The sequence below is a fragment of the Nonomuraea sp. KM88 genome (assembly GCF_052245635.1).
Lineage (GTDB): Bacteria > Actinomycetota > Actinomycetes > Streptosporangiales > Streptosporangiaceae > Nonomuraea.
In genome coordinates, this window is sequence record NZ_JBQQCC010000021.1 from 42,778 (window position 1) to 67,455 (window position 24,678).

A 24,678-nucleotide genomic window follows, 5' to 3' on the forward strand; every position below is an offset into this window, starting at 1 on the left:
AAGGCGACTGCGTCAGGTGAACACCCGACAAACGCGGGACATCCTGCCAGAGTGATCGGTGGCCTGGCGGTGTGAAAGACACCTGTAAGTGCGCACGTTTATACCTGCACAGGCGAAGCACGACACCGCCGTTCCAGCGGCGCGATCGGCCTCGTCCGTCCCATTGCCGACTTGCTCGAAGGAGAGTGCCGCTCCTCGTGACGCTGGAGATCCGATTCCTCGGCCCGTGGCAGGTCCTGGCCGCTGACGGACCGGTGCAGCTCGCCGGGCATCGACGTATCGGTGTGCTGGCCAGACTCGCCCTGAACCCGGGGCAGGCCGTGAACGCCGAGCGCATCCTCTCCGACATATGGGGAGACAGCTCCGCGGCGACCGCGGCCAAACAGCTCCACATCGTGATCTCCAAACTACGCCAAACGCTCGGACCCCACACCGCCGAAGAGATCATCCACACCGTGCCCGGCGGCTACCGGCTCGCGCTCGAACCCGTCCACATCGACGCTCACCTGTTCCTGCGCCTGGCCAAACGCGCCCGCACCGGCCAGTCGCAGGGCGCATCGGCCACCGCGGACGCCCTGTTCCGCGAAGCTCTGCAGTTGTGGCGGGGCGAACCCCTGGCCGAACTGACCGCTCCCTGGGCACGCATCGAAGCCACCCGCCTGGAGCAAGAGCACCTCACCGTCCTGGAGGACCACGCCGATCTCCGCCTCGCCGCGGGGGACCATCACGCGGTGGCCGCCGAGCTGGCCGTGCACGTGCGTGCTCACCCCCTGCGCGAACGCCCCGCGGCCCAGCTCATGCTCGCGCTGCACCGCGCCGGGCGCTCATCCGAAGCGCTCGCCGTCTACCAGGACACCCGCCGGGTCATGATCACCGAACTCGGTCTCGAACCCGGCACCGAACTCCGCCGCCTGCACCAGGCCGTCCTGGCCAAGGACCCCGTCCTCGACCTGACCACCCCGGCCCAGCAGGTCACGGTCAGCGGACGGTACATCCCTGCCGAACTGCCCGCCGACACCCACACCTTCACCGCCCGTGCCGCCGAGATCCACCAGCTGCGCACCGCACTCGGCCCGGACGGGAGCCTGGACCACGGACCGTCCGTCACCGTGATCGACGGCCCCGGCGGCATCGGCAAGTCCGCCCTGGCCGTCCACGTCGCCCACGCCACGGCTGCCCGGTTCACCGACGGCGTCATCTACGTCAACCTGCACGGATCCACTCCCGGACTCGATCCGCTGACCACGGCCCAAGCCCTGCGCCATCTGCTGAGCTCCCTGGGCCTGGACGGCGCCGCGACCTCCACCGATCCCGACGAGGCAGCCGCCCGCTACCGCTCCCTGACCTCGACGTGCAATCTGCTGGTGATCCTGGACAACGCCCGCGACGTCCGCCAGATCCGCCCGCTCATCCCCGCCGGCCCCGATTGCCGGGTCCTGATCACGTGCCGGGACGGGCTGGCCACCCTGGACAACGCTCGCCACCTCCACCTGGGCACGCTGAACGCCGCCGACGCCGTCGCCCTGCTGTCCCGTCTGGCCGGACCCGACCGGGTACACGCCGAACCACACGCCGCCGAACGGATCGTCCACCTGTGCGGCGGCTTCCCGCTCGCCCTGCGGATCGTCGGCGCCCGCCTGGCCGCCCGCCCCGACTGGACCCTGGCCGACCTGGAGAAGCGGCTGGCCGACGCCACCCGCCGCCTGGACATGCTGGAGTACGACGACCTGGCCATCCGAGCCGGCATCGCGGTCAGCCATCACCACCTGCGAGAAGAACCCGCCGGCCGCGACGCCGCCCACCTGCTGCCCCTGCTCGGCCTGCTCGACCTGCCCACCTACACCTCCGCCGCCACCGCCGCCCTGACCGGCTGGCCCCACCACCGCGCCGAAGCCGCCCTGGAACGCTTACAGGACGCCCGCCTCCTTGAGCCCGGCGCCGACCGCTACCGGTTCCACGACCTGGTCGGTCTCTATGCCCGCGAGCGGGCGCACCAGGACCCGTCCGAGGAGGAACGCACCACCGCCGTACGGCGTGTGCTTCACCACTACCTGACCACCCTGTGGATGGCGAGCACCGTGATCAACAGCGATCCCGTACTGCGATGCCCCGTCGAGTTGCCCGACAACATCTTCAAGGACCTGGCCGAGGCGGGACGATGGGTCCAGAGCGAGCGGGACAACCTGGTCGCCGCCGCGCAGCAGGCGCTGGCCGGCCCTGACCCGGCCACCGCCATCGGCCTGGCCGTCGGACTCCACTGGCCGTTCTGCTTCCAGGGGTGGCACACCCAACTGGCCGATCTCTACCTGCACGCCATCGAGGTGGCCGATCGTGTCGGGGCTTGGGAGGACAAGGCTCAGCTCCGCAGCTTTCTCGGCTGGGTCTACCGAGACCAGGGCCGCTACGACGCCGCCATCGCACACCTGGAGACGGCTCTCCTCGACTGGGACCGCGCCGGCCTGCCTCGGCGCAAGGCGGGGGCGCTCAACAACCTCGGGGTCATCAACACGATCGTGGGCCGTCTTGACGAGGCCCTCGGCTATCTGGAGTCCGCGTTGGAGCTCAACGACGACGCCGGACGCCCTGGGGCCGCGGCCACGATCCGCAACAACCAGGTGCACGTCTACTACCGACAGGGGCGCTTCGACGAGGCGATCGCGGAAGCACGCCGGCTGGTGGAGCCGCGGGAGGGAGGAAACCCGCTCGCCGATGCGGGCGTGGCGCACGGTTCGCTGGGCGACGTCTACCGTCACGCCGGCCGGCCGACCGAGGCGGCCGAAAGTTATGCGACGGCCGTGCGGCTGCTCGGGGAGTCGGGATACCGCCTGAAAGAAGCAGTCACGCGATGGTGGTTCGGCACCACGCTGCACGATCTCGAACGCCACGGCGAGGCCCGGGAACAGTGGGAGGAGTCCGTCCGCCTCCTGTGCGAGGCCCGACTGCTCACGCCCAGGGAAGCGACCGGGATCCTCGCCCAGGAGGTGCCGGAAACGCCTCAGCCGATCAAGAACATGCTCTGAAACGAGTGGCGGATCTTATCCGGCCTGAGACCCATGCCCGCGTACCCTTTCCACTTCGTCACGTCTCCTGGCTGAGCCCTTGCTCGACAAGCAGGCTGTACACGCGCATGCCGACAGGCCGTCACAAGGCAAGTAGCCCGTCATATCATGTGTGACGGGCTACTTGCAGGTTTGAGCTGCGGGAACGTTGGTTGTGAGAGTGTGTCGCGCGACCTGTCACCAGGCCGGATGGGCCGGGCGAATGTGGTTCGCTGCGCGGACCGTCCGATGACCCGTCACATGTCACATTCGGCGTATGTCGCCGTTCACAGCTTCCGCAGATGCATCGGCCACACCGGTGGCATGCGCACTGATCAGGTTACGTCTTTCCAACTGCTGCAGCCGACGGTGTTCTCGCATATTTTGATCTGGTTAATCTTATAGCCGCCGGTGTTGGCGCCGCCGCAGCCCTCGTCACCGCCGTCGGTGACCGTCAGCGTCATATTACCGTTCTGCGGGTGCCAGAAGATGCCATACGCGGTCACACCGTGACCGTCCGTCTCCTTGTCGCACGCCGTGAGATTGTGGTCATAGTATGACGTAACGGCATAGTCTGACCCATGCCAGGCCCACGTGTCCGCGCTGGCCGTGGATACCGTGGCAGCCCAGGCGAGCGCCCCGACCGCCGCGATGACCCCGATTCGCTTCATGATCTTCATTCGGTACAGATTAGCAGGCTATATTACCCTAAGTGGCTTGCCAATTACTACGCCGCTGGCTCACCCCGCCACGACGCCGAACCATGCTCCGGCCGCCTGCGCCGCTTACCCTGTCCACTGTCAGCGCTGCCACCCCCGGCTCGCGGCTCGCGCTCCATAACTACGTTCAGTACACCGGACGCTACGAAACAGTGACTGCTGCCTTTCATTTCTCGTCTCACCTGCCCTGACGCTAGACCGCAACAGACGGAACGACGGAGGTCGAGCAGGACCGGATCGACCGGCGGCTGGGTGATGGGGAGAGTACCTACGTCGAGCGAGGGTTTCAGGAATCGGCCGGATGGATGGGCGTGGTCGCGGCGGCGATCGTCGTGGCGCTGCCCAGGCCTCGCGTGAGGGGTTTCACGCGTTGGTGATGGAGATCGACTTCCTGACCGAATCCGACCGCGCCTGCTGGGAGTCGCTGGCCCGCGGCAAAGACACGTACTTCCAGGTCCAACGTGGCGACGACGACTACGAACGGCCTGGCGACGCCTGCTCGACGACGAGCAGGCACGCGGGATCGCCGCCAAGCTGGACGGCAGGATGGTCGGCATCGCGCACTACCTGTTCCACGCCAGTGTCTGGTACGCCGGGAGATGCTATCTGGCGGACCTGTTCGTGGACGAGGAAGTCCGGCGGCGGGGTATCGCGACGGCAGTGATCGAGTGGGTGGCACGGGACGCCAGGGAGCACGGCTTCCCAGGCCTCTACTGGAACACGTTGGAAGACGCCCCGGCTCGCGCGCTCTACGACAAGGTGGGCAAGTTCCACAAGGGGCTCATCCTCTACACCTACCGGCGTGACGATTCTCGGGTGCAGACGTGAAGTGCACAGCTTGCCGTAGCGCAAAGCCGCATAGCCGGGCAAGCCACGGAGAACGCGAAGCCACGTATTCTTCCCCCGTGGAACTGCGGTTCAAGACGCGCGAGTCGGACTCGGCGTGGGTCGACACCGTGTGGGCATGCACGAGCGAGCAGGTCACTGCAATGACGTCCGTCGCAGGGGTGCGTTGGGGCCTGGTGTTCTGGCAACACGCCGGCCGGGCGTACGCGGGCACCACCGGTCCCGAGACCCGGACCGGCACGGCGCCGGTGCCGGAGGGCGCGACCTTCACGGGCATCGAGTTCGCCGTGGGCACCTCGTTGCGGGCCGTGCCCACGCTGGCGCTGGTCGACGGCGGCATCGGGCTCCCCGACACCACGCGCCGGACGTTCCGGCTGGATGGCGCGCGCTGGGAGACGCCCAGTTTCGACGACGCCGAGGCTCTGGTCGAAAGCCTCGTCCGGGCCGGGATCGTGGTCCGTGACCTGCTCCTCGTCGAGGTGCTGCGGGGTCACCGTCCGGCCGTCTCGGGGCGCACGGTCGAACGCCGGTTCCGCGCCGCGACTGGGCTGACGCAGGGCACCGTCCGGCAGATCGAGCGCGCCCGCACGGCGGCGCAGCTGCTGGCTGCCGGCGACCCGGCCGCCGACGTCGTTGCCGAGCTCGACTACTTCGACGAGCCGCACCTGGCCCGGGCACTGCGCTCCCACGTCGGACGCACCGTCAGGCAGCTGCGCGAGGGCTCCGGCGGCGCGATCGCCCTCGACCTGGATCAACGCCTGACGTCGTAAACCAGCTTCAGGATCCCGTTCGAGTAGCTCTCCGATTCTCGCAGCGTCAGCATGTGCTTGTCTCGGTCGGCCCGGCCGAACAGGCTCTTCCCGGCGCCGAGCAGCACGGGAAAGACGAGCAGGTTGTACTGGTCGATCAGACCCGCGTCCGACAGCCGCCGAGCCAGCTCCGCGCTCCCGTGGATGAAGATCGCGCCGCCCTCACCCTCCTTGAGCGCGGCGACGTCCTCGGTCGAGCGCAGGATCGTGGTCAGCCCCCACCCGTTGACGATGGCGTCGTCAGACAGCGTGGTCGACACCACATACTTGGGCAGCTCCTTGTAGCTGGCGTGGTCCTCCGAGCCGGGCCAGACCGCCGCGAACGCCTCATAGCTGCGACGGCCGAACATCAGCGCCGTCGTGTCGGTGAGCTCCTCACCCTTCAGCGACCAGGCTTCGGGGACGAACTCGAGGTCCTTGAACACCCACCCGCCGCTACGGTGTTCTTCCCCTGGCCCGCCGCCAGGCGAGTCCACGACGCCGTCGAGTGACATGAAACCGGTGTAGACCAAGTTACGCACTGTGCTGTCTCCTCATGCTCGGGCGTACTGCCGGCTCCACGCTAGATCACGGCCGCGGTAGCCGTCTTGGACAGAAACGACACCTTGGTCAGTGTGCGATGTTGATCAGGTCCAGGTGAAGGTGCGGCGGAGCTGCCGGCGGGCAGGTTGTCCGCCAGTGATCCGACGGAGGACGCCGTTGATGGCGGCCCAGCGGATGACGGCTTCCAGGTCTCGGGGTAGCACCGGGCTGGGTCAGCGCCGGGGCCGTCTGGCGACCAGCACCTCGATGGCAAGTATCTGTTCCCACCGGCCTGCTGGGTTGTCGTCGAGCAGCGCTTGTCGCAGGGTCCTGACGAAGGCAGGCAGGTTGTCGCCGAGCCGGGAGGGTGAGCTGTAGGAGTAGGAAAGCTGGAGCCCGATCAACCCGTCTACGTCCCAGGTCAGAAGGCGGCTGAATTCGCGGGCTTGCATGCTGCTGAAAGGCGAGGCGGCCAACATCTCGTGGTGGTGCTCGCCGGTGGCGTGGAAGGAGTTGGCGGCGGTGTGGATGTCGAGCCCGAACTCCTCGCATACCCGCCTCTCGACCCCCTGCCACGGTTGCGCGTCCGGCTGCCACGGCTCTCCCTGCTGCCTCGTCGGGCTGACCAGCGCCACTGCGCCGCCGGGCGGCAGCAGTTCGTCCAGTTCCATCACGCCAGGCGCCTGCCCTCGGCGAGCATCTCCTGCGCCGGGTCCACAGCGAATACCGCCTTCACTCCTGGGGCCAGCGGGATCGCGATCGTCCCAGGGCCACAGCCGAGATCCAGCACTCGGCTGTCCGAGCCGAGCGTTTCCGCCAGGTGCGCGATCACCGCCTCGCCGTAGCCCGGGCGGTATCTGGCGTAGTACGGAGCGGCGCCGCCGAACAGGTCCTCCACGGATGGGACCATAGACCGACTCCGGAGCCCGGACCGTAGCGATCGGGACAACAAGGCGCAGAAAGGGGCGCCGCCCGGCAGTGCAAGCCGAGCAGGTCTCGGCCGGGCCTCAGGCAGGCGGCGCCAGCCGGCTTACTCGATCAAGAAGCGCATCGTTCAGATCTCCCACGAGCACCCCGTTGTTCACCGAGGGCCTGCAACGGGAAAGGATCCGCACCCAGGCCGGCGGTCCCTCCGCGTAGCCGAAGTGCAGAAGGAACATTTCCCGTCGTCCATCGCCGGTTTCCCTGCACGTGTTCCCGCCCGGCTCGGCCTTCAGCGAGTTCAGCTCCGCCGCCAACTCGCGCGCCTGCTGCTGCCCATGCTCCAGCCCGTCAGATGGGTGCGGTGTAGCGCTCCCGCTCTGCTTATCCCGGCAGACCAGCACCTTGATCGCCCCATCGGGCACCATCTGCTCATCCTGTCCCCGCCGCCCGGTCGCCGGGTCGCAGGGGTCCTTGGGCGGGAGGAGTGTCCAGGTCCCGGTGTGGTAGGCGGCGGTGATGCTGGGCCCGATGTATGAATTGCTGACGACTGTGCCGTTGGTGGTCGTGACGCAGGAGTTGACCTCTTCGGCGCTGCCCACCCACAGCGCCTGGCCATCGGCGTAGGCGAACCGGATGAGGTAGTTGGTCATCTGGCCGCCCACCAGCGTGCACATCTTTCCGACACGATCGGTGGTGACAGGAAGATATCCCAGGTCGTGGGCCATCGACTTGGCCTGGTCGGTCAAGATCCGTGATCCGGCGAGCGACCCCCTGCCCGGTCTCGAGTTCTGACCGGGGTAGGAGCAGATCAACGCGCTTGTCGGTCTACCGGGCACGAGCGAGTCCTCAACCCCGTCGAGATCGGCGGCCGCTGGAACCCAGTGGCCGATCTCGCTGCTTTCCCACCGCTGCGGACACGAAGCCGGCACCGGTGGCACAGGCTCGCCGACCCTGCCCCGACTCAGGACGACCGCCGCGAGAAGCAGGACCGCCGCTGCGACCACGCCAGTCCAGTGGATGGGTCTCACACCACTGATGACGTTGTCCGCCCGCCACCGGTTCACCGAAGTGCCGCATCAGGCGACGTTCGCCCTTACGCGAGCCCTGCGTACCGAACGTTGTGGCCGCTGGCGATAATCTACCGATGAGTCCCAGCGAACGTCCCATGCCGCCCCTGAACGCCGACGAGCGCACCACGCTCGAAAGCTGGCTTGACTTTCACCGCACAACACTCGCCATGAAGTGCGAGGGCCTGGACGACGAGCAGGCCTCCGTAGCATCCGTGCCACCGTCCGGCTTGACGGTAACCGGCCTGGTCCAGCACATGGCAGAGGTGGAGCGGAGCTGGTTCCGCCGCGTGTTCGCCGGAGAACAAGCCCCGCCCATCTACGACCCGCAAGCTGACCCCCGTGGCCCCGACGGCGGCTTTGAGCTGGCGAAGGGCGCCACCTTGTCCGACGCTCTGGCCACCTGGCGCGCGGAGATCGCCCATGCCCGCGAGCACTGCGCCGAGCGCGCTCTGGCCGACACCGGTCGTTTCATGGAACAGGACGTCAGCCTCCGCTGGATCTACGTTCACATGATCGAGGAGTACGCCCGCCACAATGGCCACGCCGACCTGCTCCGGGAGCGCATCGACGGCACCACCGGCGTATAGCGCCGATCAGACGGCGTTCGCCCTGCCGCGTCGACAGGGCGTAGGCACTGGTCGTCGGCGACGGAGGTGTCTCTGCACCAGCCCCGGCCCCGGCAGGAGGGCGCGCGCCGCCGTGGTGGACGCGGGTTTTGAGCCGGTGGGCGAGGTCGCGCTGCTGCCGCAGGCCGGTGGGTCGTGCTGCGAATGTCGGACAGGCGCAGCAGGGCCGGCATGCCGTGGACCGAGAGCCGGATGCTGCACGGGCCGACCCATGGTCGCTCACCGCCCGGTACGGGCGCCCCTGCTGCGGAACTCAGCCCTCGGCCCGGTCGTCCCCCGGACCGCCGAGGACTTTCACGTAGCGATGCGCCGGGACGGTGATGAGCCCGTCCGCGCTCGGTGCGAGGTGGTCGAACGGACCCTCGTCGACCCACCCCTTGCGCTCGTAGAACCTCCGGGCCCGGACATTGCCGGCGACCACCGCGAGCCAGGCCCGCCAGTGACCGTTCGCCGCGACACGGCGTTCCGCCTCGGCCAGCAGCGCGGTCGCCACGTCGGTGCCCCGGTGTCGCCTGGCCACGTAGACCTGCTCCACCTCTTCCTCGGCCACCATCACGAACCCGGCCACGGCACCCTCGACGGTCGCGACGACCGTGTCCCCGACGCGTCGCGCGGCGCGTTCCCCGAACGACTCCGGGGTCCGGACCGCGGCGAGTTCGTCGGGCACGTTTCCCCGGTGCCCGTCGCCCCACCCTTCGTGCCAGATGCGGGCGACCGCCGGCGCGTCTTCATCTCTCGCCCGACGCAGCTCCACAACTTCACTCCTCGCCGGCCGAGTGCGGGCTCTCGGCCCTCGAAGTCACCGGCTCCGCCACCTGCCACCGGCAGATCACCTTGGTGAACAGGTCGGCTCCGATGCGCTGGTAGAACCGCTGTGCCCCCACGTTGGCCGTGGCGACCTCCCAGCGGATGACCATGCCGTCCGCGGCCTCCGCGGCGGCGCGCATCAGCTGCTCCCCGACCCCGTCGCCACGCTGGCCGGCACGTACGTAGAGGTCGTCCAGCGCGAGATAGTCCGTGCCCGCCCACAGGCTGATCCTTTGGAGCCAGGACACGTAGCCGACCGCTCGCCCGTCCGTCTCCGCGATCAGATAGGTGATCTCGGGTCGGGTGAGCAGCTCTCTCAGCCGTTCGACGGTCAAAGTGATCGCGGAGCGCTGGCTCTGATGCTCGGCGATCTCGCAGATCATGCCATGGACGGTCGCCGCGTCAGCGGCGGTCGCACGACGGATGGACACCATGGTGAGTTCCTTTCTCAGCCGGTGGGAGGAACCTGACACAGGTGGCGGAGCGCCACGACGGCGGCGATGGCCGCGGGGGTCGACGATGTTCGTCACTCACGCTAGAAAGCCCAGGTGGTCGCCGAATCAGTGAAGTCGCCAGTCCCGGCCGGCGCAGGGTAGAACATCTCGATGCCGCTCGTCTGCATGTCTGGATCGTGCGTTCGCGCTGGTGGCTGGTCGTTCAAGCGTCGCGAAGCACGGTGGCGGGCTCGCGCGTGCATCGAGGGACTGTTGCCGGGGCTGGAGCGCAAGAACGGCACTGGCGAGTGCGCCGGCGAGTTCACACCGGAGGGGATGCAGCACAGTGGCCAAGCAGGTTGGTGACCTCCTCTGGGAGGAGGGGGACGAGCTCTCCGAAGAGGCCAACTGAGACAGGACACGACGAAGGGGCCGACTTGGATGGGGTCGGCCCCTTCGCGTTTACTGCCTCAACCAGGCGCGGAGGATGGGGGATTTGAACCCCCGAAAGGTTGCCCTTTACACGCTTTCCAAGCGTGCGCCCTCGGCCACTAGGCGAATCCTCCGCGGACGAGCTTACCTGACTCCGAGGGGTACGGAGACCACGTTTCTCTCCGAGCCTGCGGGGATGGAGCGAGCACTGCGGCATGCGGCTAGACTGTCAACGGACCCCTCGCGCGGCGTCATCCTGTGAACCTCCCCAGGGCCGGAAGGCAGCAAGGATAAGCGGGCTCTGGCGGGTGTGCGGGGGGTCTCTTCGTTGAGAGCCCCTCGCAGGCGGGATGGTCGCATGAGCCTTGCGCTTTACCGCAAGTACCGACCCGGGACCTTCGCCGAGGTCAAGGGTCAGGAACACGTCACAGATCCGCTGCGACAGGCCCTGCGTACGGGCCGGATCAACCACGCCTACCTGTTCAGCGGTCCTCGTGGGTGCGGCAAGACCTCCAGCGCCCGCATCCTGGCCCGCTCTCTCAACTGCGAGCAGGGTCCGACGCCCGACCCCTGTGGCGCCTGCGAGTCGTGTGTCGCGCTCGCCCCCACGGGCCCGGGCCACCTCGACGTCATCGAGATCGACGCGGCCTCGCACGGTGGCGTCGACGACGCGCGCGACCTGCGTGAGCGGGCGTTCTTCGCCCCCGTCTCCGCGCGCTACAAGATTTACATCATCGACGAGGCGCACATGGTGACCCGCGAGGGGTTCAATGCGCTGCTCAAGCTCGTCGAGGAGCCTCCGCCGCACCTGAAGTTCATCTTCGCGACGACCGAGCCGGAAAAGGTCATCGGGACGATCAAGTCGCGCACGCACCACTACCCGTTCCGGCTGATGCCGCCCGCGACGTTGCGCGCGTTGCTGGAGGAGATCCTCACCTCGGAGAGCGTGCCGTTCGAGCCGACGGCGCTGCCGCTGGTCGTCAGGGCGGGCGCTGGGTCGGCGCGTGACTCGCTGTCGATCCTCGACCAGCTTCTCGCCGGGGCCGACGACGACGGCATCACCTACGCCAAGGCCGTCTCCCTGCTCGGCTACACCGACGGCGATCTGCTCGACGAGGTCGTCAACGCGTTCGCGGCCCGTGACGGCGGCCAGGTGTTCCACACGGTCAACCGGGTCATCGAGGGTGGCCACGATCCGCGCCGCTTCGCTTCCGACCTGCTCGAACGCTTCCGCGACCTGGTGATTCTGGCCAACGTTCCCGAGGCGGCGTCGAGCGGGTTGCTCGACCGGCCGGCCGACGAGCTGGAGCGTCTCGTCCAGCAGGCCGCCTCGATGGGGCCGGCCGAGCTGACGCGCGCCGCCGAGGTGTTCAACGCCGGTCTCACCGAGATGCGTGGCGCCACCTCGCCGCGCCTGCTGCTTGAGCTGATGTGCGCGCGGGTCCTGCTGCCTGGCGCGGCGCAGGGCGAGGAGGCGCTGCTCGCCCGCCTCGAACGCCTCGAACGCGGCGGCGCGGTCGCCCAGATGGCCGCCCGAGCCGCATCGGCTCCGCCGGCGGGGCGCGGCATCTCCGGAGGTTCCGGTACGCCCGCGGGTCCTGCTACGCCGGCGGGTCCCGGTGTCCCCGAGGTCGCGGGCCATGGTCGGGTCGCTGCTTCGCCGGTCGGCGAGGGCGCAGGGCCGGGCGGTATAGAGGCGGCCCAGCCATCCGCCCCCTCGCCGAACGCCGGGGATGACTGGCCCACGCCCGTTCGTCCCGGTGCGGGCGGAGGGCAACAGGCAGGGAGCGATGCGTACGCCGCCCAGCCGTCAGCCGGTGCCGGGGACGGTTCCCAGGACGCTCCGGCCTCGGGCGGGTCCCAGGGCGCTCCCGCCGCAGGGGGACCGGGCGCGATCCAGGCGCAGTGGGCCGGCGTGCTGGCCGCTCTCAAGCAGCGCAGCATCGTCGTCTGGGCCAACGTGAGCACCAACGCCCAGGTGGTCGGCGTGGAGGGCAACCTGGTGACGCTCGGCTTCACCCAGGTCGGTGCGATGAAGAACTTCACGGGCGGCGGCAAGGACGCCGTCGTGGCCGCCGCGCTCGGCGACGTGCTGGGTGGCACGTGGCGGGTCGAGGCGGTCGTCGGCGGGTCTCCTGCCCCGTCCGCCCCGCGCGGTCCCGCACGTCCGCAGCAGCCCTCTCATGGCGGTGGCCAGGGGCCGGCCGGTCCGCAGGGGGCGCCGGCCGCACCTGCCGCGTCCCACGGCACGCCGGGCTCCCAGGGCCGTACGTCATCACACGGCGCCTCTCACGGCTCGTCCGACGGCGCCTCCCACGACGACCAGGGAGCCGCGGCGCAGGATCCCGGCCAACCTCCGGCCGGCCCTTCGTCCGCCCTTCCCGGCCCCCCGACCACCGACGAGTCGTGGCCGGACGCCCCTGACGACCTCGCCCCCGGCGCGCCTCCGACCCCCGACCCCACTCGTACGGTCGCGGCCGTCCGGCCGGCGGGTTCACCTGGTGGGGCGGCAGGAACCGGGCTGGCGGCGGCTCGGTCAGCGGCCAAGGCCGCCGCGCAGGCCGGTCCTCGCGTCCCTTCCCCCCGTGGCGGCGCCGCGGCGTGGCCGGACGCGGTCCCCGGCCGCTCCAAGGGCCCGGACGCCGACGAGGTCGACCCGCTCAACGACGCGGACGCCGATGTGGACTCGGTCTCGGGCATGGCGCTGCTGCAGCGCGAGCTCGGCGCCCAGGTGATCGGTGAGATCGACCACACCTGACCTCTGAGCACACCTCGGCGCACGGATGGCTGACCCGCGGCACGGAGGGCGGGGCAGACGCAGGGGGTCAGAGGAGGAGGCGGGCGCGGGCGGCGGCGGAGCGGGAGTCGGTGGGGGGCAGGGCGGCGAGGCGTTCGAGCACCTCGTAGTCGTCGCGCCCGTTGCAGGTCTGCGCGTATGTCCAAAGGTCGTCGGGTGTGCCGCGCCGAAGCAGGCAGGCCCGTACCTGGGCCTCCAGCTCGTCTCGTTCCCTGCGGATCTCCGGTGACTCCGAGCGCAGCAGCAGGGGGCCGTTGTAGGCACGGGCCAGCGAGGTCGGGTCACCTGCGGCGAGGTGGCGGCGCAACTCCAGGAAGTCGGCCTCGATCGGGCAGGTCAGCCGGTACGGTTTGGCCGCGATCGCGTTCCCGAACTGGGCCCGCAGCCGGTGGATCTCCGCCCTGATCGTCACGGGGTTGCCGTCGTCGCCGTAGAGCAGGAACGACAGTTGCTCGGCCGTCAGCCCGTGGGGGTGGAGCGCGAGGAGGGCGAGGAGCTCGGCGTGCCGGAGCGACAGGGGGCGTTCGTGGTCGTCGAAGGTGGCGGTGGGCGTGCCCGCGCCGAGGAACGTCATGGTCAGGGGCGGCGGCGTGGTGGCCGGCGAGGGACGCAGGAGGAATCCGCTCGAGAAGGGCTCCAACAGGGCGACGGAGCCGTCTTTGAGGAGCATGCGCTGGGTCTGGCTGCCGAGGGGGACGCGCTTGCCCAGGCAGCCCGACGGGTCGCCGGAGATGACGCGGCCGGTGGACGACAGAAGGATGCCGGGCCGCCCGCGCAGTGCTTCGTAACGGCGCCGGAGGTGTTCGTCGCGTTCGTACATGCGCAGGGCGAGCTGGGATTCGGCGAGCTTGGCCGTGACGGCGACCATGGCGACGGTGGCGGGGTGAAGGGTGCTGGCGGTGCCGCTGACGTCGACGCAGCCGATGATCTGGCCGGAGTCGGGATCGCTGATCGGGGCGGCGCTGCACGACCAGACGTGGAGCACGCGCATGAGGTGCTCCTCGGAGTAGACGTGCATGGGCCGGCGGATCGCGAGGGCGGTGCCGATGCCGTTGGTGCCGACGTTGTGCTCGGCCCACTGGTGGCCGTCGGCGAGGCCGATCTGGTCCGCGCGACGGATGACGGCCGGGTTGCCTCGTCGCCACAGCACGCGCCCGTTGTCGTCGGTGACGACCATCACGTGGTCGATCTCGTCGGCCAGGCTGGACAGGGTTTGGACGAGGAGGGGGAGGAGGGGCCGCAGCGGGTGGGCCTGGCGGACGTCCTCGATGTGGGAGGGGTCTAAGACGGAGGGCGCGTTCAACCTCTCCGGGTCGATGTGGGCTTCGAGGGAGCGACGCCACGATGCCGCGATCAGACGGCGTGGAGACTCCGGCCAGTCCTGGCCGGTCGCCACCGCTTCGTGTGCCCCGCGTAGGGCGCGGGAGTATTCGTCAAGATAGGCGTAACTCATCGGTCACTCCAAGTAGTCAGCTTGACTATCCGTCTTGAAGGCCCTTCGCGCAAGCCGTTCGCGAGGATTGCACAGAGTGATCAAATAGACGCAACCTGTACGCAACGTTCGCCTCAGTAGCGTCCCCGCCAGCGCGTCGGTTCGCCGGCGTGAGGCCGGGTCTCGGACGCTGGAGGGGGGCCTGAGACCCGGCCGGACTCGCCGGAAGCATCAATGAACGCCCGTCAGGGGACACGCCGGACAGCGAGCGGATCATCCGGGCAGGGGCCCCGGGACGAAACATGGGGCCGCCACCAGTACATGACGCCGCCCAAACACCGTAGGCTCGTGGCAGTCAAGAACGCGGAGCCACGAGGAGCGCACGACGGTGAACCCAGGGGATGTCAACCTGCAGCAGCTGCTGGAGCAGGCACAGCTCATGCAGCAGCAGCTTGTGAGCGCCCAGCAGGAGCTCAACGATGCGCAGATCGAGGGCTCAGCAGGCGGCGGCATGGTCACCGCCGTCGTCAACGGCTCGGGCGAGCTGCTCGAGCTCAAGATCGACCCGAGCGTGATCGACGCCGGCGACGCGCAGGACACCGCTGACACGATCGCCGACCTGGTGATCGCGGCCGTCCGCGACGCCGTGCGCGCGGCCGCCGATCTGCAGCAGGAAAAGCTCGGCCCGCTCGCCCAGGGGCTGGGCGGCGGCGGCCTCGGACAGTTGCCAGGGTTCTAGGCATGTACGAAGGGGTCGTCCAGAATCTGATCGACGAGCTGGGGCTGTTGCCCGGTGTCGGTCCCAAGAGCGCGCAGCGGATCGCGTTCCACCTGCTGGCGGCCGACCCGGCCGATGTCAAACGGCTGGCGCACGCGTTGCTGGAGGTCAAGGAGAAGGTCCGTTTCTGCCGCACGTGCGGAAACGTGGCCTCCGAGGAGGAGTGCCGCATCTGCCGCGACGCGCGCCGCGACACCCACGTGATCTGCGTGGTCGAGGAGCCCAAGGACGTCGTGGCGATCGAGAAGACGCGCGAGTTCCGCGGCACCTACCACGTGCTCGGGGGCGCGATCAGCCCGATCGACGGTGTCGGCCCCGACGACCTGCGCATTCGTGAGCTCATGACGCGCCTGGCCGACGGTCGCGTCACCGAGCTCATCCTCGCCACCGACCCCAACCTGGAGGGGGAGGCGACGGCGACCTACCTCGCCCGTCTGGTCAAGCCGATGGGTGTGAAAGTGACACGACTGGCCAGCGGTCTGCCTGTGGGCGGTGACCTCGAATATGCCGACGAGGTCACCTTGGGCCGCGCGTTCGAAGGACGGAGGCTGCTGGATGTCTGACGAGTGGAGCGTGCTGGCGCAAGAGATCTCCGGGCACGCACAAGACTACGTCGACGGGCTGACGAGGGTGGCGGGCGGCGAGGGCGGTGACGCCATCTGGTCGCTGCTGCTGGTGGAGGTCGCCCAGGTGAGCCTCGCGGGAGCCAAGCTCGGCGCCAACCGTGACGTGATCCTTTCCGGCAACTACGAGCCGCCGATGAGCGAGGACCCCGACATAGACGGCGTGCGCACGGCGCTGGCCGAGCGGCTTGAGGCGGTCGACGACTACGCCGAGGTGTTCGACCCTTACAAGGACACGGTGGTCACCCCCTACCGGCTTTCCGATGACCTGACCGCGGTCGCCGCCGACCTCATCCACGGGTTGCGCCACTACCACGCGGGCCGCCCGCACGAGGCGCTCTGGTGGTGGCAATACTCATATTTCAACACCTGGGGCAACCACGCGGGCGCCGCCATGAGGGCGCTGCAGGCGCTGGCCGCGCACTCGCGGCTCGACGTGGCGGAGGAGACCACCGCGGTCTGAGGAACATCCACAGAGGGGTATGGCCCATCGGGCGCATGAGACGGCTTCAGTAGACTGGCAGCTCATAGTCCAGACCGGGAGACTTCTTGTGGCCCTCGTTGTGCAAAAGTACGGTGGTTCGTCCGTCGCCGACGCGTCCTGCATCAAGCGGGTCGCGCAACGGATCGTCGCGACGAAAAAAGCCGGCAACGACGTGGCCGTGATCGTCTCCGCGATGGGCGACACGACGGACGAGCTGCTCGACCTGGCCGAGCAGGTGTCGCCGCTGCCTCCTGGCCGCGAGCTCGACATGCTGCTGACCTCGGGCGAGCGCATCTCGATGGCCCTGCTGGCGATGGCGATCGCCAACCTCGGCCACGAGGCCCGCTCGTTCACCGGCTCGCAGGCGGGTCTGATCACCAATTCGGTCCACGGCAAGGCGCGCATCATCGACGTGACGCCGAGCCGCATAAGCGAGGCGATCGCCCAGGGCCACATCGCGATCGTGGCCGGCTTCCAGGGTGTCTCGCAGGACACGAAGGACATAACGACGCTCGGTCGCGGCGGCTCCGACACCACGGCGGTGGCGCTGGCGGCGGCGCTCGAGGCCGACGTGTGCGAGATCTACACCGACGTCGACGGGGTCTACACCGCCGACCCGCGCATCGTGCCCGCGGCGCGGCAGATCCCCAGGATCTCCTACGACGAGATGATGGAGATGGCCGCCTGCGGGACGAAGATCCTGCACCTGCGCTGCGTCGAGTATGCTCGCCGCTTCAACCTGCCGATCCACGTACGCAGCTCGTTCAGCACCAAGGAAGGCACGTGGGTCGTCTCCGACCCTTACAACGAAGGAACCGAGATGGAGCAGCCGATCATCTCCGGCGTCGCGCACGACCGGAGCGAGGCCAAGATCACTGTTGTCGGGGTGCCCGACAAGGTCGGCGAGGCTGCCTCGATCTTCAAAACGCTGGCCGACGCCGAGATCAACATCGACATGATCGTGCAGAACGTCTCGGCCGCGGCCACCGGTCGCACCGACATCTCCTTCACGCTGCCCACGGCCGACAGCCAGGCCGCGCTGACGGCGCTGAAGAAGATCCAGGAGCGGATCGGTTACGAGTCGCTGCTCTTCGACGACCAGATCGGAAAGGTGTCGCTGATCGGAGCGGGCATGCGCTCGCACCCCGGCGTCACGGCGACGTTCTTCGCGGCCCTCGCCGACGCGGGGGTCAACATCGAGATGATCTCCACGTCGGAGATCCGCATCTCTGTCGTGGTCGGGGAGGACGGTGTCGACGCGGCCGTGGGCGCCGCCCACCGTGCCTTCGATCTCGACGCCGACCAGGTCGAAGCCGTGGTGTATGGAGGAACCGGACGATGAGCAGCAGGCCCAACCTGGCCCTGATCGGCGCGACCGGCGCCGTGGGCACCGTGATGCGCGACATCGTGTCGTCGCGTGAGGACATCTGGGGCGAGATCCGTCTCGTCGCCTCTCCCCGTTCGGCGGGCAAGGTCCTGCGCGTGCGCGGCGAGGACGTCGTGGTCCAGGCGCTCGCGCCCGAGGTCTTCGACGGCATCGACGTGGCCATCTTCGACGTGCCCGACGAGGTGTCGGCCGAGTGGGTGCCGATCGCGGCCGCCCGCGGTCCCGTCGTGATCGACAAGTCGGGCACGTTCCGCATGGAGCCCGACGTGCCGCTGGTGGTGCCCGAGGTCAATCCGCTCGACGCGCGCAACCGGCCGCGCAACATCATCTCCACGCCCAACTGCACGACGTTGTCGATGATGGCGGCCATGGGCGCGCTGCACGCCGAGTTCACGCTCACCGAGCTGGTCGTCGCCTCCTACCAGGCGGTGTCGGGCGCCGGCGTGGCCGGTTCCGCGCGGCTCTACGACGAGGTCGAGGCCCTGGCGGGCGACCGCAGCCTCGGCCAGGTGGCCGGTGACGTGAGCAGGGTGCTGGCCGACAAGCTGCCCGGCGAGTCGCCGTTCCCGGCGCCGATCGCGTTCAACGTGGTTCCGTGGGCCGGCTCCTACAAGGAGGGCGGCTGGGCCTCCGAGGAGCTCAAGCTCCGCAACGAGTCCCGCAAGATTCTCGGCATTCCGGAGCTCAAGGTCTCCGCGACCTGCGTGCGCGTGCCGGTGGTCACGACCCACTCGCTGGCCGTGCACGCGCGGTTCGAGCGCGAGATCACGGTCGCCGACGCGCATCGCGTGCTGGAGGCGGCGCCGACGGTGGTCCTCATGGACGACCCGGCGGGCGGGGTGTTCCCGACGCCGCTCGACGTGGTGGGCAACGACCCGACCTACGTCGGCCGTGTCCGCCAGGCGGTCGACTTCCCCAACACGCTCGACCTGTTCGTGTGCGGAGACAACCTGCGCAAGGGGGCGGCGCTGAACGCGGCGGAGATCGCCGAGCTGGTCGCGTCCGAGAAGTGACCGGATGGTGTGGTGTGACGCCGTGGGTGCCGCACGGCGTCCGCCGCAGGGCACGTCACCGGAAAAGGATGTCCCAGTGGTCGCCTTCGTCGGCGAAGACGGTGCCTGATCCGGATCGATAGAGCCGGGCGCCGTCGCTGCGGACTCCGGCCCGGTCGCTGACCTTCTTGATGTGCCGGTCGATGCAAGAGTTGTGTGAGATATCCAGCTTGTAGCCGTTGCCGTGGCTGTACTGGCCCGGCGCGTGGCCGGTCTCCGTGCCACCCGTCACCATGATCGGGCAGCCGCTCTCGCGCTTCAGCTGGATGATGCCGGCGACGGTCCCGGCACGCACGGAGTCGAACGAGGTGCAGTGGTGCCGGTGCTTGCTGGTGCAGTTGCCGGTCGACTTCGTACGCAGGCCCGAGCTCCGCAGCCAGCCGGCGGCGGTGGCGTGGGTCAGCTGTGCGGCCGCCTGCCGGGGCATCACGCGTGCCAGGTCCACGCTGGCGCGCTTGTGAGCCTTGTGCCGCCGTGTGTGGCGCTTCTTGGCCACCTTGGTGCGTTTTCGTGCCTTGGCGGCCTGTGGCCGGCGTTCGGCGGGCGACAGGTTCGCCCGCGGCTGGGCCGGCCACGGCTGCGCGTGTGTGGTGTCCGGCGCCTGCCTGCCTTCCGTGAGCCACCGCAGGTCGTCCAGCGGCCAGTTTCGCAGGGCCGCCAGATCCTCACGGTTCATCATGTTCTCGCGCGCCCAGGGGCCGGCGGGAAGCGGCCAGTTCTCGGAGGCGCTGGACTGCGTCTCCGCCATGGCTGCCCCCAGCGGTTGCGGGAGGGGATCCTCCCACCCGCCGGGCACGGCCTCGTTGGGGCCGCTTCCTGTCCGCTCCCCATCGGGGTGGGTGGCGGCGGAGGCGGCCGAGGCCAGCGCGATGATGGTGATCTCTATGCCGAGGAGCGCGACTACGATGAGGCGCACTGTTCCACGTATCCACATGTCGATGCCTTTTCGCGGAAATAGCCCTTCCGCCTGAAACGACAATCCCACCATTCACAGGAGATAACTCATGCCGCGGATGCAACTTTGCCGTGGATCGGCGATCACCGTGCGGCTTCATGACCTAACCAGCTTTCCCGACGTACAGTGACGAACGTGTCCGAAGCCCGAAACCGCGGATCGGAGAGCACCCGGGAGCTCATCGTCGAGACGGCGTTGCGGCTGTTCAGGGAGCGCGGCTTCGACGCGACCACCATGCGCGCCATCGCCGCGGAGGCCGGGGTTTCCGTGGGCAACGCCTACTACTACTTCGAGAGCAAGGAGGCGTTGATCCAGGCGTACTACGACCGCGCCCAGGCCGAGCACGAGGAGGCATGCAGGGCGTTCCTGGAGACCGAGGACACGTTCGCGGCCCGGTTGAGCGGGGTGCTGCGCGAGTGGGTACGCGTCTCCGAGCCCTACCACGAGTTCGCCGTGAAGTTCTTCAAGCACGCGGCCGAGCCGACCAACCCGCTGAGCCCGTTCAGCGAGCAGTCGTCCCCGGCGCGGGAGGCGTCCATCGCGATCTACCGCCAGGTCGTCGAGGGGTCGCGCGACCGCATGAACGCGGAGCTGCGTGAGGAGCTGCCCGAGCTGCTGTGGTTGTTGTCCATGGGGATGGTGCTGTTCTGGGTGCACGACACCTCGCCGGGGTGCGCGCGTACGTACCGGCTGATCGAGGTCACGGTGCCGCTGGTGGACCGGCTGGTCGGGCTGTCGCACCTGCCGGGGCTGCGGGGGATCACGAAGGACTTCATCGCGGCGGTCCACGAACTCCGCGCCTAGCCTCCCATACCGAGCGGTTGGTAGGGTTGACCGGCCAGCGTCCAACCGCGGGCGGAACCGAGCCGGAGGCCGTGCATGACGCAGAAGTGGGGCATGACCATTCCCTTCTACGACCGCTCGCTCGCGCGGTCGCAGGAGCTGATCGCGCAGCTGCCCGGTCTCGGCTACACCGACGCCTGGTCGGCCGAGGTCAACGGCGTCGACGGGTTCACGCCGCTGGCGCTGGCCGCGCAGTGGGCGCCGGGGATCAGGCTGGGCAGCGCCATCGTGCCCGTCTCGACGCGCGGTCCCGGGCTGCTGGCCATGTCCGCGGCCACGCTGGCCGATCTCGCGCCCGAACGGTTCGTGCTGGGCATCGGGGCGTCCTCCCCGGCCATCGTCGAGCGGTGGAACGCCGGCACCTTCGACAAGCCGTACGCGCGCACCCGCGACACCCTGCGGTTCCTCAAGAGGGCGCTGGCCGGTGAGAAGGTCTCGGAGGAGTACGAGACGTTCGAGATCAAGGGGTTCCGGCTGGAGCGGGCCCCGAAGGCGCCGCCGAGAATCGTGCTGGCGGCGCTGCGGCCGGGCATGTTGCGGCTGGCCGCAGCCGAGGCCGACGGCGCCATCACCAACTGGCTCTCCCCACAGGACGTACGCCGCGTGCGCGCCGAGATCGGCCCCGGCACCGAGCTGATCGCCCGCCTGTTCGTCTGCGTGAGCGAGGACGCCGCCCAGGTGCGCGAGATGGCCAGGCGGATGCTGGCCGGCTACCTGACCGTCCCGGTCTACGCCGCCTTCCACGACTGGCTGGGGCGCGGCGAGACGCTGCGGCCGATGCACGAGGCCTGGGCGGCCGGCGACCGGCAGGCCGCGCTGAAGGCCATCCCCGACGAGGTGGTCGACGACCTCGTCGTGCACGGCGACGCGGCCACCTGCCGCGCCAGGATCCAGCAGTACGTGGACAACGGGCTCGACACCCCCGTCCTCGCCCCCATCCCCGGCGGCGAGGTCTCCATCGACCAGGCGGTGCGCGACCTGGCTCCCCGGGCGTAGGAGGCGACATGGACGACGTACTGAGGCTGGACGCGGTCGCCCAGGCCCGGGCGGTCAGGGAGGGACAGGTCTCGGCGCGCGAGCTGGCCGAGGCCGCGATCGCCCGCATCGAGGCCCGCGACGGCGAGCTGAACGCGGTCATCCACCGCCGTTTCGAACGCGCGCTGGCCGAGATCGACGCCATTCCTGCGCAAGCGCCCTTCAGAGGGGTGCCGATCCTGCTCAAGGACCTGGGCTGGCGGCAGGCGGGGGAGCCGTACAGCGCGGGCTCCTCGGTGCTCGACGGCGCCGTGGACGCCCCCGACGGGTACGGCGTCGTCAGCCTGCGCGAGGCCGGGTTCGTCGTGCTCGGGCGGACCAACACCCCGGAGTTCGGCTCCACGATCACCACGGAGCCGCTGGCGTTCGGGCCCACGCGCAACCCGTACGATCCGGCGTACTCCGCGGGCGGGTCGAGCGGCGGCTCGGCCGCGGCGGTGGCGGCCGGGATGGTGGCGCTGGCCACCGCCAGCGACGGGGGCGGCTCGATCCGCATCCCGGCGTCCATGTGCGGCCTGGTGGGGCTCAAGCCGACGCGCGGGCGGGTCAGCCTGGGCCCGGCCATGGGGGAGGGGTGGAGCGGGTTCTCGTGCCCGGGGTTCGTCAGCAGGAGCGTGCGTGACACGGCGGCGGCGCTGGACGTCGTCGCGGGCATGCGTCCCGGCGACCCGTACGACGCCCCGCCGTTGCCGGGCCCGCTGGCCGCGGAGGTGGGGGCGGATCCCGGGCGGTTGCGGATCGGGTTCCTCGCCACGCATCCCCGGGGCGACGTGCCGGAGGAGCCCGAGGTCGCGGAGGCCGTCACGAGGGCCGCGCAGCTGCTGGAGTCGCTGGGCCACGACGTCGCGCCAGGAGGCCCCGAGGCGCTCGCGGAGCCGGACTTCACCCGGCACTTCGGCGCCATCGTGGCCGACCACCTGGCCGCGCAGGTGGCGGGCCTGGGCGCGGCGCGCGGCAGGCCCGTGGACGTGGAGGAGCTGGAGCCGCGCAACGCCGCCATGGTCGGCACGGCCCAGGGGCACAGCGCGGCCGACCACATCCTGGCCACGCAGTGGATCGACGGCTTCCGCCGGCGCATGTCCGCCTGGTGGGCCGCCGGGCACGATCTGCTGCTGATGCCGTCGCTCGGGGTCGCGCCGTTCCCGCTGGGCTGGATCCCGCCGAACGACCTCAGCGTGAGCCTCGGCAGGACGATGCACGCCGTGGCCTACACCTCGCCGGTCAACGCGACCGGGCAGCCCGCCGTCTCGCTGCCCCTGCACAGGACCGCGGCGGGGTTGCCGGTGGGCGTGCAGCTGGTGGCGGCGGCCGGACGGGAGGACCTGCTCGTCAGGGTGGCCGCGCAGGTCGAGCGTGCTCGCCCGTTCGAGCATGCGGCGCTGGCCTGATCGGCAGGAACTCGTGGCGGCGGCGACGCGTTATGTCGTGAAGAGCCACGGGTAGGGGGTTGTCATGATGGCAAAGGCAGCACGCGCGGCGGCGGCGTGGCGGACCTATCGCGAGGTGACCAGACCCGGGTCCCCCGCCTTGATGACCAGGGTCCGCGCGATCCCGCGGATGATCGGCGCCGTCATGCGCGGCCAGTACGACGGCATGGGCAAGGGCAAGCTGGGCCTGCTCGCGCTCGGCGTGGTCTACATCCTGTCGCCGGTCGACGTCCTGCCCGACTTCCTCATGCTGATCGGCGTCGCCGACGACTTCGGCGTCTTCCTGTGGCTGCTCGCCTCCTTGCTGGGCGAGAGCGGGCGCTACGTCCAGCACGAGCGCAGCGTCATCCAGGGCCGCGTCGAGGGCCTCGAACAGGCCTAGATCTCCTCCATCCGCAACCAGGCGCGCGACGGCAGCGGGTGGCCGAAGAGGCGGGCCGCGTTGCCGTACGCGACCCGTGCGATGTCGGCGGGCGGCAGCGTGCCGAGGTTGTGCGCGACCGACTTCTGGGTGTCGGGCCAGGTCGAGTCGGAGTGGGGATAGCCGCTCTCCTGGAGCACGTGGTCGAGGCCGACGGCGAGCCGCACTCCCGACAGCGCGTGGTCGTCGCGCGTGCCGAAGAAGAAGTTGCGGCGCAGCACCTCGCTCGGCTTGAGCCCGCCCTCCCATGACGCCTCACCGGCGACCGGGTGGTCGAGGGCGTAGTCGGCCCGCTCGGCCAGCATCGGCAGCCACCCGACGCCGCCCTCCACGATGAGGATGCGCAGCGCGGGGAAGCGCAGCGGCAGCCCCGACCAGAGCCAGTCGGCGCAGGCGAACATGGCGCTGGTCGGCATCAGCGTGGTGATGGCCTCGAGGGGCGTGTCGGGGGAGGGCACGGGCGACCACGACGCGTCGCCAGTGTGCAGGGCGACGACGGTGCCGGTCTCCTCGCAGGCCGCGAAGAACGGATCCCAGTGGCCGGAGTGGATCGACGGCAGCCGCAGCCTGGTCGGGAACTCGGGGAACACCACGGCCTTGAAGCCCTTGGCGGCGTTGGCGCGGATCTCCTTGGCGGCGAGGTCGGGATCGGGCAGCCACGGGAGCTGCAGGCCGATGACGCGCTCGGGGTAGGTGCCGGCCCAGACATCGATGTGCCACTCGTTCCACGCCTTGACCAGGGCCAGGCCGAGCTCCTGGTCGCGGGTCCTGGCGAACGGCATGCCCGACTGGCCGGCCAGCATGCCGGGGAAGCAGAGCGCGGCCCAGATGCCCGCGACGTCCATGTCCTTGATGCGTGCCTCGATGTCGTGGCAGCCCGGGCGCATGCTGTCGAACCTGACGGGGTCGAGGGTCCACTGCTCGCGCGGCAGCCCCGCGCCGACGTCGATGCCGGCGCACGGGTAGGTGGCCCCGCCGTAGCGCCAGACCTGGTGACCCGCCTCCGTCTCCACGACCTTGGGCGCGACTTCGGCGTATTTCTCCGGCAACCGGTCATCGAACAGGTCGGGAGGCTCGATCAGGTGATCGTCGGCGGAGATGATCACGTAGTCGCGCCGCCTCGGGTCTGGGTCGGGGAGCAGCGGCGTAGTCACGCACGTAACCGTACGACGAGGGGATAACGTCGAACAAGCTGCGACGTATCCGTTGGGTCTCCG

24 protein-coding genes, 1 tRNA gene, 1 other RNA gene and 1 pseudogene are annotated in these 24,678 nt (G+C 69.6%); 16 read left to right on the forward strand and 11 right to left on the reverse strand.

Going from position 1 to position 24,678, the window contains the following annotated elements; all coding sequences use genetic code 11:
- The first annotated feature begins 197 nt into the window (after positions 1 to 197).
- Positions 198 to 3,020, forward strand: a complete 2,823-nt coding sequence (locus ACTWPV_RS41435; RefSeq protein WP_443155974.1) for a BTAD domain-containing putative transcriptional regulator — start codon at positions 198 to 200, stop codon at positions 3,018 to 3,020.
- Positions 3,021 to 3,373: 353 nt separating this feature from the next.
- On the opposite strand, the gene ACTWPV_RS41440 is transcribed toward ACTWPV_RS41435, so the two are convergent.
- The gene (locus ACTWPV_RS41440; protein WP_443155975.1) at positions 3,374 to 3,718 is read right to left on the reverse strand and encodes a hypothetical protein; all 345 of its coding nucleotides are present in this window, start codon (positions 3,716 to 3,718) and stop codon (positions 3,374 to 3,376) included.
- Positions 3,719 to 4,279: 561 nt separating this feature from the next.
- On the opposite strand from ACTWPV_RS41440, the gene ACTWPV_RS41445 reads away from it, so the two are divergent.
- Positions 4,280 to 4,585: a GNAT family N-acetyltransferase gene (locus tag ACTWPV_RS41445; RefSeq protein WP_443156052.1), complete on the forward strand. Its 306-nt coding sequence runs from the start codon at positions 4,280 to 4,282 to the stop codon at positions 4,583 to 4,585.
- A gap of 77 nt (positions 4,586 to 4,662) precedes the next feature.
- Entirely contained in the window at positions 4,663 to 5,373 is a 711-nt protein-coding gene (locus tag ACTWPV_RS41450; protein ID WP_443155976.1) for a helix-turn-helix domain-containing protein, read from the forward strand.
- Here ACTWPV_RS41450 and ACTWPV_RS41455 read toward each other — a convergent pair.
- The 4 genes from ACTWPV_RS41455 to ACTWPV_RS41470 form a co-directional block, all read right to left on the reverse strand.
- A complete protein-coding gene (locus ACTWPV_RS41455; protein ID WP_347647562.1) occupies positions 5,355 to 5,933 on the reverse strand; it encodes a dihydrofolate reductase family protein in 579 nt (192 codons plus the stop codon). The genes ACTWPV_RS41450 and ACTWPV_RS41455 overlap by 19 nt on opposite strands.
- A gap of 234 nt (positions 5,934 to 6,167) precedes the next feature.
- Positions 6,168 to 6,608, reverse strand: a complete 441-nt coding sequence (locus tag ACTWPV_RS41460) for a hypothetical protein (RefSeq protein WP_443155977.1) — start codon at positions 6,606 to 6,608, stop codon at positions 6,168 to 6,170.
- The gene (locus ACTWPV_RS41465; RefSeq protein ID WP_443155978.1) at positions 6,605 to 6,832 is read right to left on the reverse strand and encodes a class I SAM-dependent methyltransferase; all 228 of its coding nucleotides are present in this window, start codon (positions 6,830 to 6,832) and stop codon (positions 6,605 to 6,607) included. The genes ACTWPV_RS41460 and ACTWPV_RS41465 overlap by 4 nt, the downstream gene beginning before the upstream one ends.
- Before the next feature lie 109 nt (positions 6,833 to 6,941).
- A complete protein-coding gene (locus tag ACTWPV_RS41470) occupies positions 6,942 to 7,604 on the reverse strand; it encodes a hypothetical protein (protein WP_443155979.1) in 663 nt (220 codons plus the stop codon).
- Positions 7,605 to 8,002: 398 nt separating this feature from the next.
- Here ACTWPV_RS41470 and ACTWPV_RS41475 point away from each other — a divergent pair, with 398 nt between their 5' ends.
- Positions 8,003 to 8,515, forward strand: a complete 513-nt coding sequence (locus tag ACTWPV_RS41475; RefSeq protein ID WP_443155980.1) for a DinB family protein — start codon at positions 8,003 to 8,005, stop codon at positions 8,513 to 8,515.
- A gap of 292 nt (positions 8,516 to 8,807) precedes the next feature.
- On the opposite strand, the gene ACTWPV_RS41480 is transcribed toward ACTWPV_RS41475, so the two are convergent.
- Entirely contained in the window at positions 8,808 to 9,308 is a 501-nt protein-coding gene (locus ACTWPV_RS41480; protein ID WP_443155981.1) for a GNAT family N-acetyltransferase, read from the reverse strand.
- Positions 9,309 to 9,312: 4 nt separating this feature from the next.
- Positions 9,313 to 9,795: a GNAT family N-acetyltransferase gene (locus tag ACTWPV_RS41485; RefSeq protein ID WP_443155982.1), complete on the reverse strand. Its 483-nt coding sequence runs from the start codon at positions 9,793 to 9,795 to the stop codon at positions 9,313 to 9,315.
- A gap of 190 nt (positions 9,796 to 9,985) precedes the next feature.
- Between ACTWPV_RS41485 and ACTWPV_RS41490 the strand changes: the two are divergent.
- Positions 9,986 to 10,137 (forward strand): annotated as a pseudogene (locus ACTWPV_RS41490) (IS701 family transposase); the annotation flags it as partial.
- A gap of 139 nt (positions 10,138 to 10,276) precedes the next feature.
- Here ACTWPV_RS41490 and ACTWPV_RS41495 read toward each other — a convergent pair.
- Positions 10,277 to 10,361: transfer RNA gene (locus ACTWPV_RS41495), tRNA-Ser, on the reverse strand.
- Positions 10,362 to 10,459: 98 nt separating this feature from the next.
- Here ACTWPV_RS41495 and ffs point away from each other — a divergent pair.
- Together ffs and ACTWPV_RS41505 are read left to right on the forward strand one after the other, a co-directional pair.
- An RNA gene (gene ffs, locus ACTWPV_RS41500) (signal recognition particle sRNA small type) lies at positions 10,460 to 10,555 on the forward strand.
- 30 nt (positions 10,556 to 10,585) lie between these two features.
- Positions 10,586 to 12,985 (forward strand): DNA polymerase III subunit gamma and tau, encoded by a 2,400-nt coding sequence (locus tag ACTWPV_RS41505; RefSeq protein WP_443155983.1) that lies wholly within the window; start codon positions 10,586 to 10,588, stop codon positions 12,983 to 12,985.
- A gap of 67 nt (positions 12,986 to 13,052) precedes the next feature.
- On the opposite strand, the gene ACTWPV_RS41510 is transcribed toward ACTWPV_RS41505, so the two are convergent.
- Positions 13,053 to 14,477, reverse strand: coding sequence for a GAF domain-containing protein (locus ACTWPV_RS41510; RefSeq protein ID WP_443155984.1), 1,425 nt, complete (start codon positions 14,475 to 14,477; stop codon positions 13,053 to 13,055).
- A gap of 367 nt (positions 14,478 to 14,844) precedes the next feature.
- Between ACTWPV_RS41510 and ACTWPV_RS41515 the strand changes: the two genes are divergently transcribed.
- From ACTWPV_RS41515 to ACTWPV_RS41535, 5 genes are all read left to right on the forward strand, one after another.
- Complete coding sequence (locus ACTWPV_RS41515) at positions 14,845 to 15,195, forward strand: YbaB/EbfC family nucleoid-associated protein (RefSeq protein ID WP_171055572.1); 351 nt, start codon at positions 14,845 to 14,847, stop codon at positions 15,193 to 15,195.
- Between the two features lie 2 nt (positions 15,196 to 15,197).
- On the forward strand, positions 15,198 to 15,797 hold the full coding sequence (gene recR, locus ACTWPV_RS41520) for a recombination mediator RecR (protein WP_347622999.1): 600 nt from the start codon (positions 15,198 to 15,200) through the stop codon (positions 15,795 to 15,797).
- Entirely contained in the window at positions 15,790 to 16,320 is a 531-nt protein-coding gene (locus tag ACTWPV_RS41525) for a DUF5063 domain-containing protein (protein ID WP_347647569.1), read from the forward strand. The genes recR and ACTWPV_RS41525 overlap by 8 nt, the downstream gene beginning before the upstream one ends.
- Positions 16,321 to 16,408: 88 nt before the next feature.
- Positions 16,409 to 17,683 (forward strand): aspartate kinase, encoded by a 1,275-nt coding sequence (locus ACTWPV_RS41530; protein ID WP_443155985.1) that lies wholly within the window; start codon positions 16,409 to 16,411, stop codon positions 17,681 to 17,683.
- Entirely contained in the window at positions 17,680 to 18,741 is a 1,062-nt protein-coding gene (locus tag ACTWPV_RS41535; RefSeq protein WP_443155986.1) for an aspartate-semialdehyde dehydrogenase, read from the forward strand. The genes ACTWPV_RS41530 and ACTWPV_RS41535 overlap by 4 nt, the downstream gene beginning before the upstream one ends.
- A 55-nt stretch (positions 18,742 to 18,796) precedes the next feature.
- On the opposite strand, the gene ACTWPV_RS41540 is transcribed toward ACTWPV_RS41535, so the two are convergent.
- Positions 18,797 to 19,696: a hypothetical protein gene (locus ACTWPV_RS41540; RefSeq protein ID WP_443155987.1), complete on the reverse strand. Its 900-nt coding sequence runs from the start codon at positions 19,694 to 19,696 to the stop codon at positions 18,797 to 18,799.
- A 174-nt stretch (positions 19,697 to 19,870) separates the two neighbouring features.
- Here ACTWPV_RS41540 and ACTWPV_RS41545 point away from each other — a divergent pair, with 174 nt between their 5' ends.
- The 4 genes from ACTWPV_RS41545 (at position 19,871) to ACTWPV_RS41560 (ending at position 23,422) form a co-directional block, all read left to right on the forward strand.
- Entirely contained in the window at positions 19,871 to 20,539 is a 669-nt protein-coding gene (locus ACTWPV_RS41545) for a TetR family transcriptional regulator (protein ID WP_443155988.1), read from the forward strand.
- Positions 20,540 to 20,614: 75 nt separating this feature from the next.
- The gene (locus ACTWPV_RS41550; RefSeq protein ID WP_443155989.1) at positions 20,615 to 21,574 is read left to right on the forward strand and encodes an LLM class F420-dependent oxidoreductase; all 960 of its coding nucleotides are present in this window, start codon (positions 20,615 to 20,617) and stop codon (positions 21,572 to 21,574) included.
- An 8-nt stretch (positions 21,575 to 21,582) separates the two neighbouring features.
- Positions 21,583 to 23,001: an amidase gene (locus ACTWPV_RS41555; protein ID WP_443155990.1), complete on the forward strand. Its 1,419-nt coding sequence runs from the start codon at positions 21,583 to 21,585 to the stop codon at positions 22,999 to 23,001.
- A 64-nt stretch (positions 23,002 to 23,065) separates the two neighbouring features.
- Positions 23,066 to 23,422 carry a YkvA family protein gene (locus ACTWPV_RS41560; RefSeq protein WP_443155991.1) on the forward strand — a complete coding sequence of 119 codons (357 nt, stop codon included), beginning with the start codon at positions 23,066 to 23,068 and terminating at the stop codon, positions 23,420 to 23,422.
- Here ACTWPV_RS41560 and ACTWPV_RS41565 read toward each other — a convergent pair.
- The gene (locus ACTWPV_RS41565; RefSeq protein ID WP_347647577.1) at positions 23,419 to 24,615 is read right to left on the reverse strand and encodes an amidohydrolase family protein; all 1,197 of its coding nucleotides are present in this window, start codon (positions 24,613 to 24,615) and stop codon (positions 23,419 to 23,421) included. The genes ACTWPV_RS41560 and ACTWPV_RS41565 overlap by 4 nt on opposite strands.
- Positions 24,616 to 24,678 lie beyond the last annotated feature (63 nt).

What these genes read in the sequence shown, in the direction of transcription:
- recR (WP_347622999.1), top strand. Translation starts at nt 15,198, where the DNA reads ATGTACGAAGGGGTCGTCCAGAATCTGATCGACGAGCTGGGGCTGTTG.
- ACTWPV_RS41485 (WP_443155982.1), bottom strand. Translation starts at nt 9,795, where the DNA reads ATGGTGTCCATCCGTCGTGCGACCGCCGCTGACGCGGCGACCGTCCAT.
- ACTWPV_RS41440 (WP_443155975.1), bottom strand. Translation starts at nt 3,718, where the DNA reads ATGAAGATCATGAAGCGAATCGGGGTCATCGCGGCGGTCGGGGCGCTC.
- ACTWPV_RS41525 (WP_347647569.1), top strand. Translation starts at nt 15,790, where the DNA reads ATGTCTGACGAGTGGAGCGTGCTGGCGCAAGAGATCTCCGGGCACGCA.
- ACTWPV_RS41560 (WP_443155991.1), top strand. Translation starts at nt 23,066, where the DNA reads ATGATGGCAAAGGCAGCACGCGCGGCGGCGGCGTGGCGGACCTATCGC.
- ACTWPV_RS41475 (WP_443155980.1), top strand. Translation starts at nt 8,003, where the DNA reads ATGAGTCCCAGCGAACGTCCCATGCCGCCCCTGAACGCCGACGAGCGC.
- ACTWPV_RS41550 (WP_443155989.1), top strand. Translation starts at nt 20,615, where the DNA reads ATGACGCAGAAGTGGGGCATGACCATTCCCTTCTACGACCGCTCGCTC.
- ACTWPV_RS41555 (WP_443155990.1), top strand. Translation starts at nt 21,583, where the DNA reads ATGGACGACGTACTGAGGCTGGACGCGGTCGCCCAGGCCCGGGCGGTC.
- ACTWPV_RS41505 (WP_443155983.1), top strand. Translation starts at nt 10,586, where the DNA reads ATGAGCCTTGCGCTTTACCGCAAGTACCGACCCGGGACCTTCGCCGAG.
- ACTWPV_RS41535 (WP_443155986.1), top strand. Translation starts at nt 17,680, where the DNA reads ATGAGCAGCAGGCCCAACCTGGCCCTGATCGGCGCGACCGGCGCCGTG.
- ACTWPV_RS41510 (WP_443155984.1), bottom strand. Translation starts at nt 14,477, where the DNA reads ATGAGTTACGCCTATCTTGACGAATACTCCCGCGCCCTACGCGGGGCA.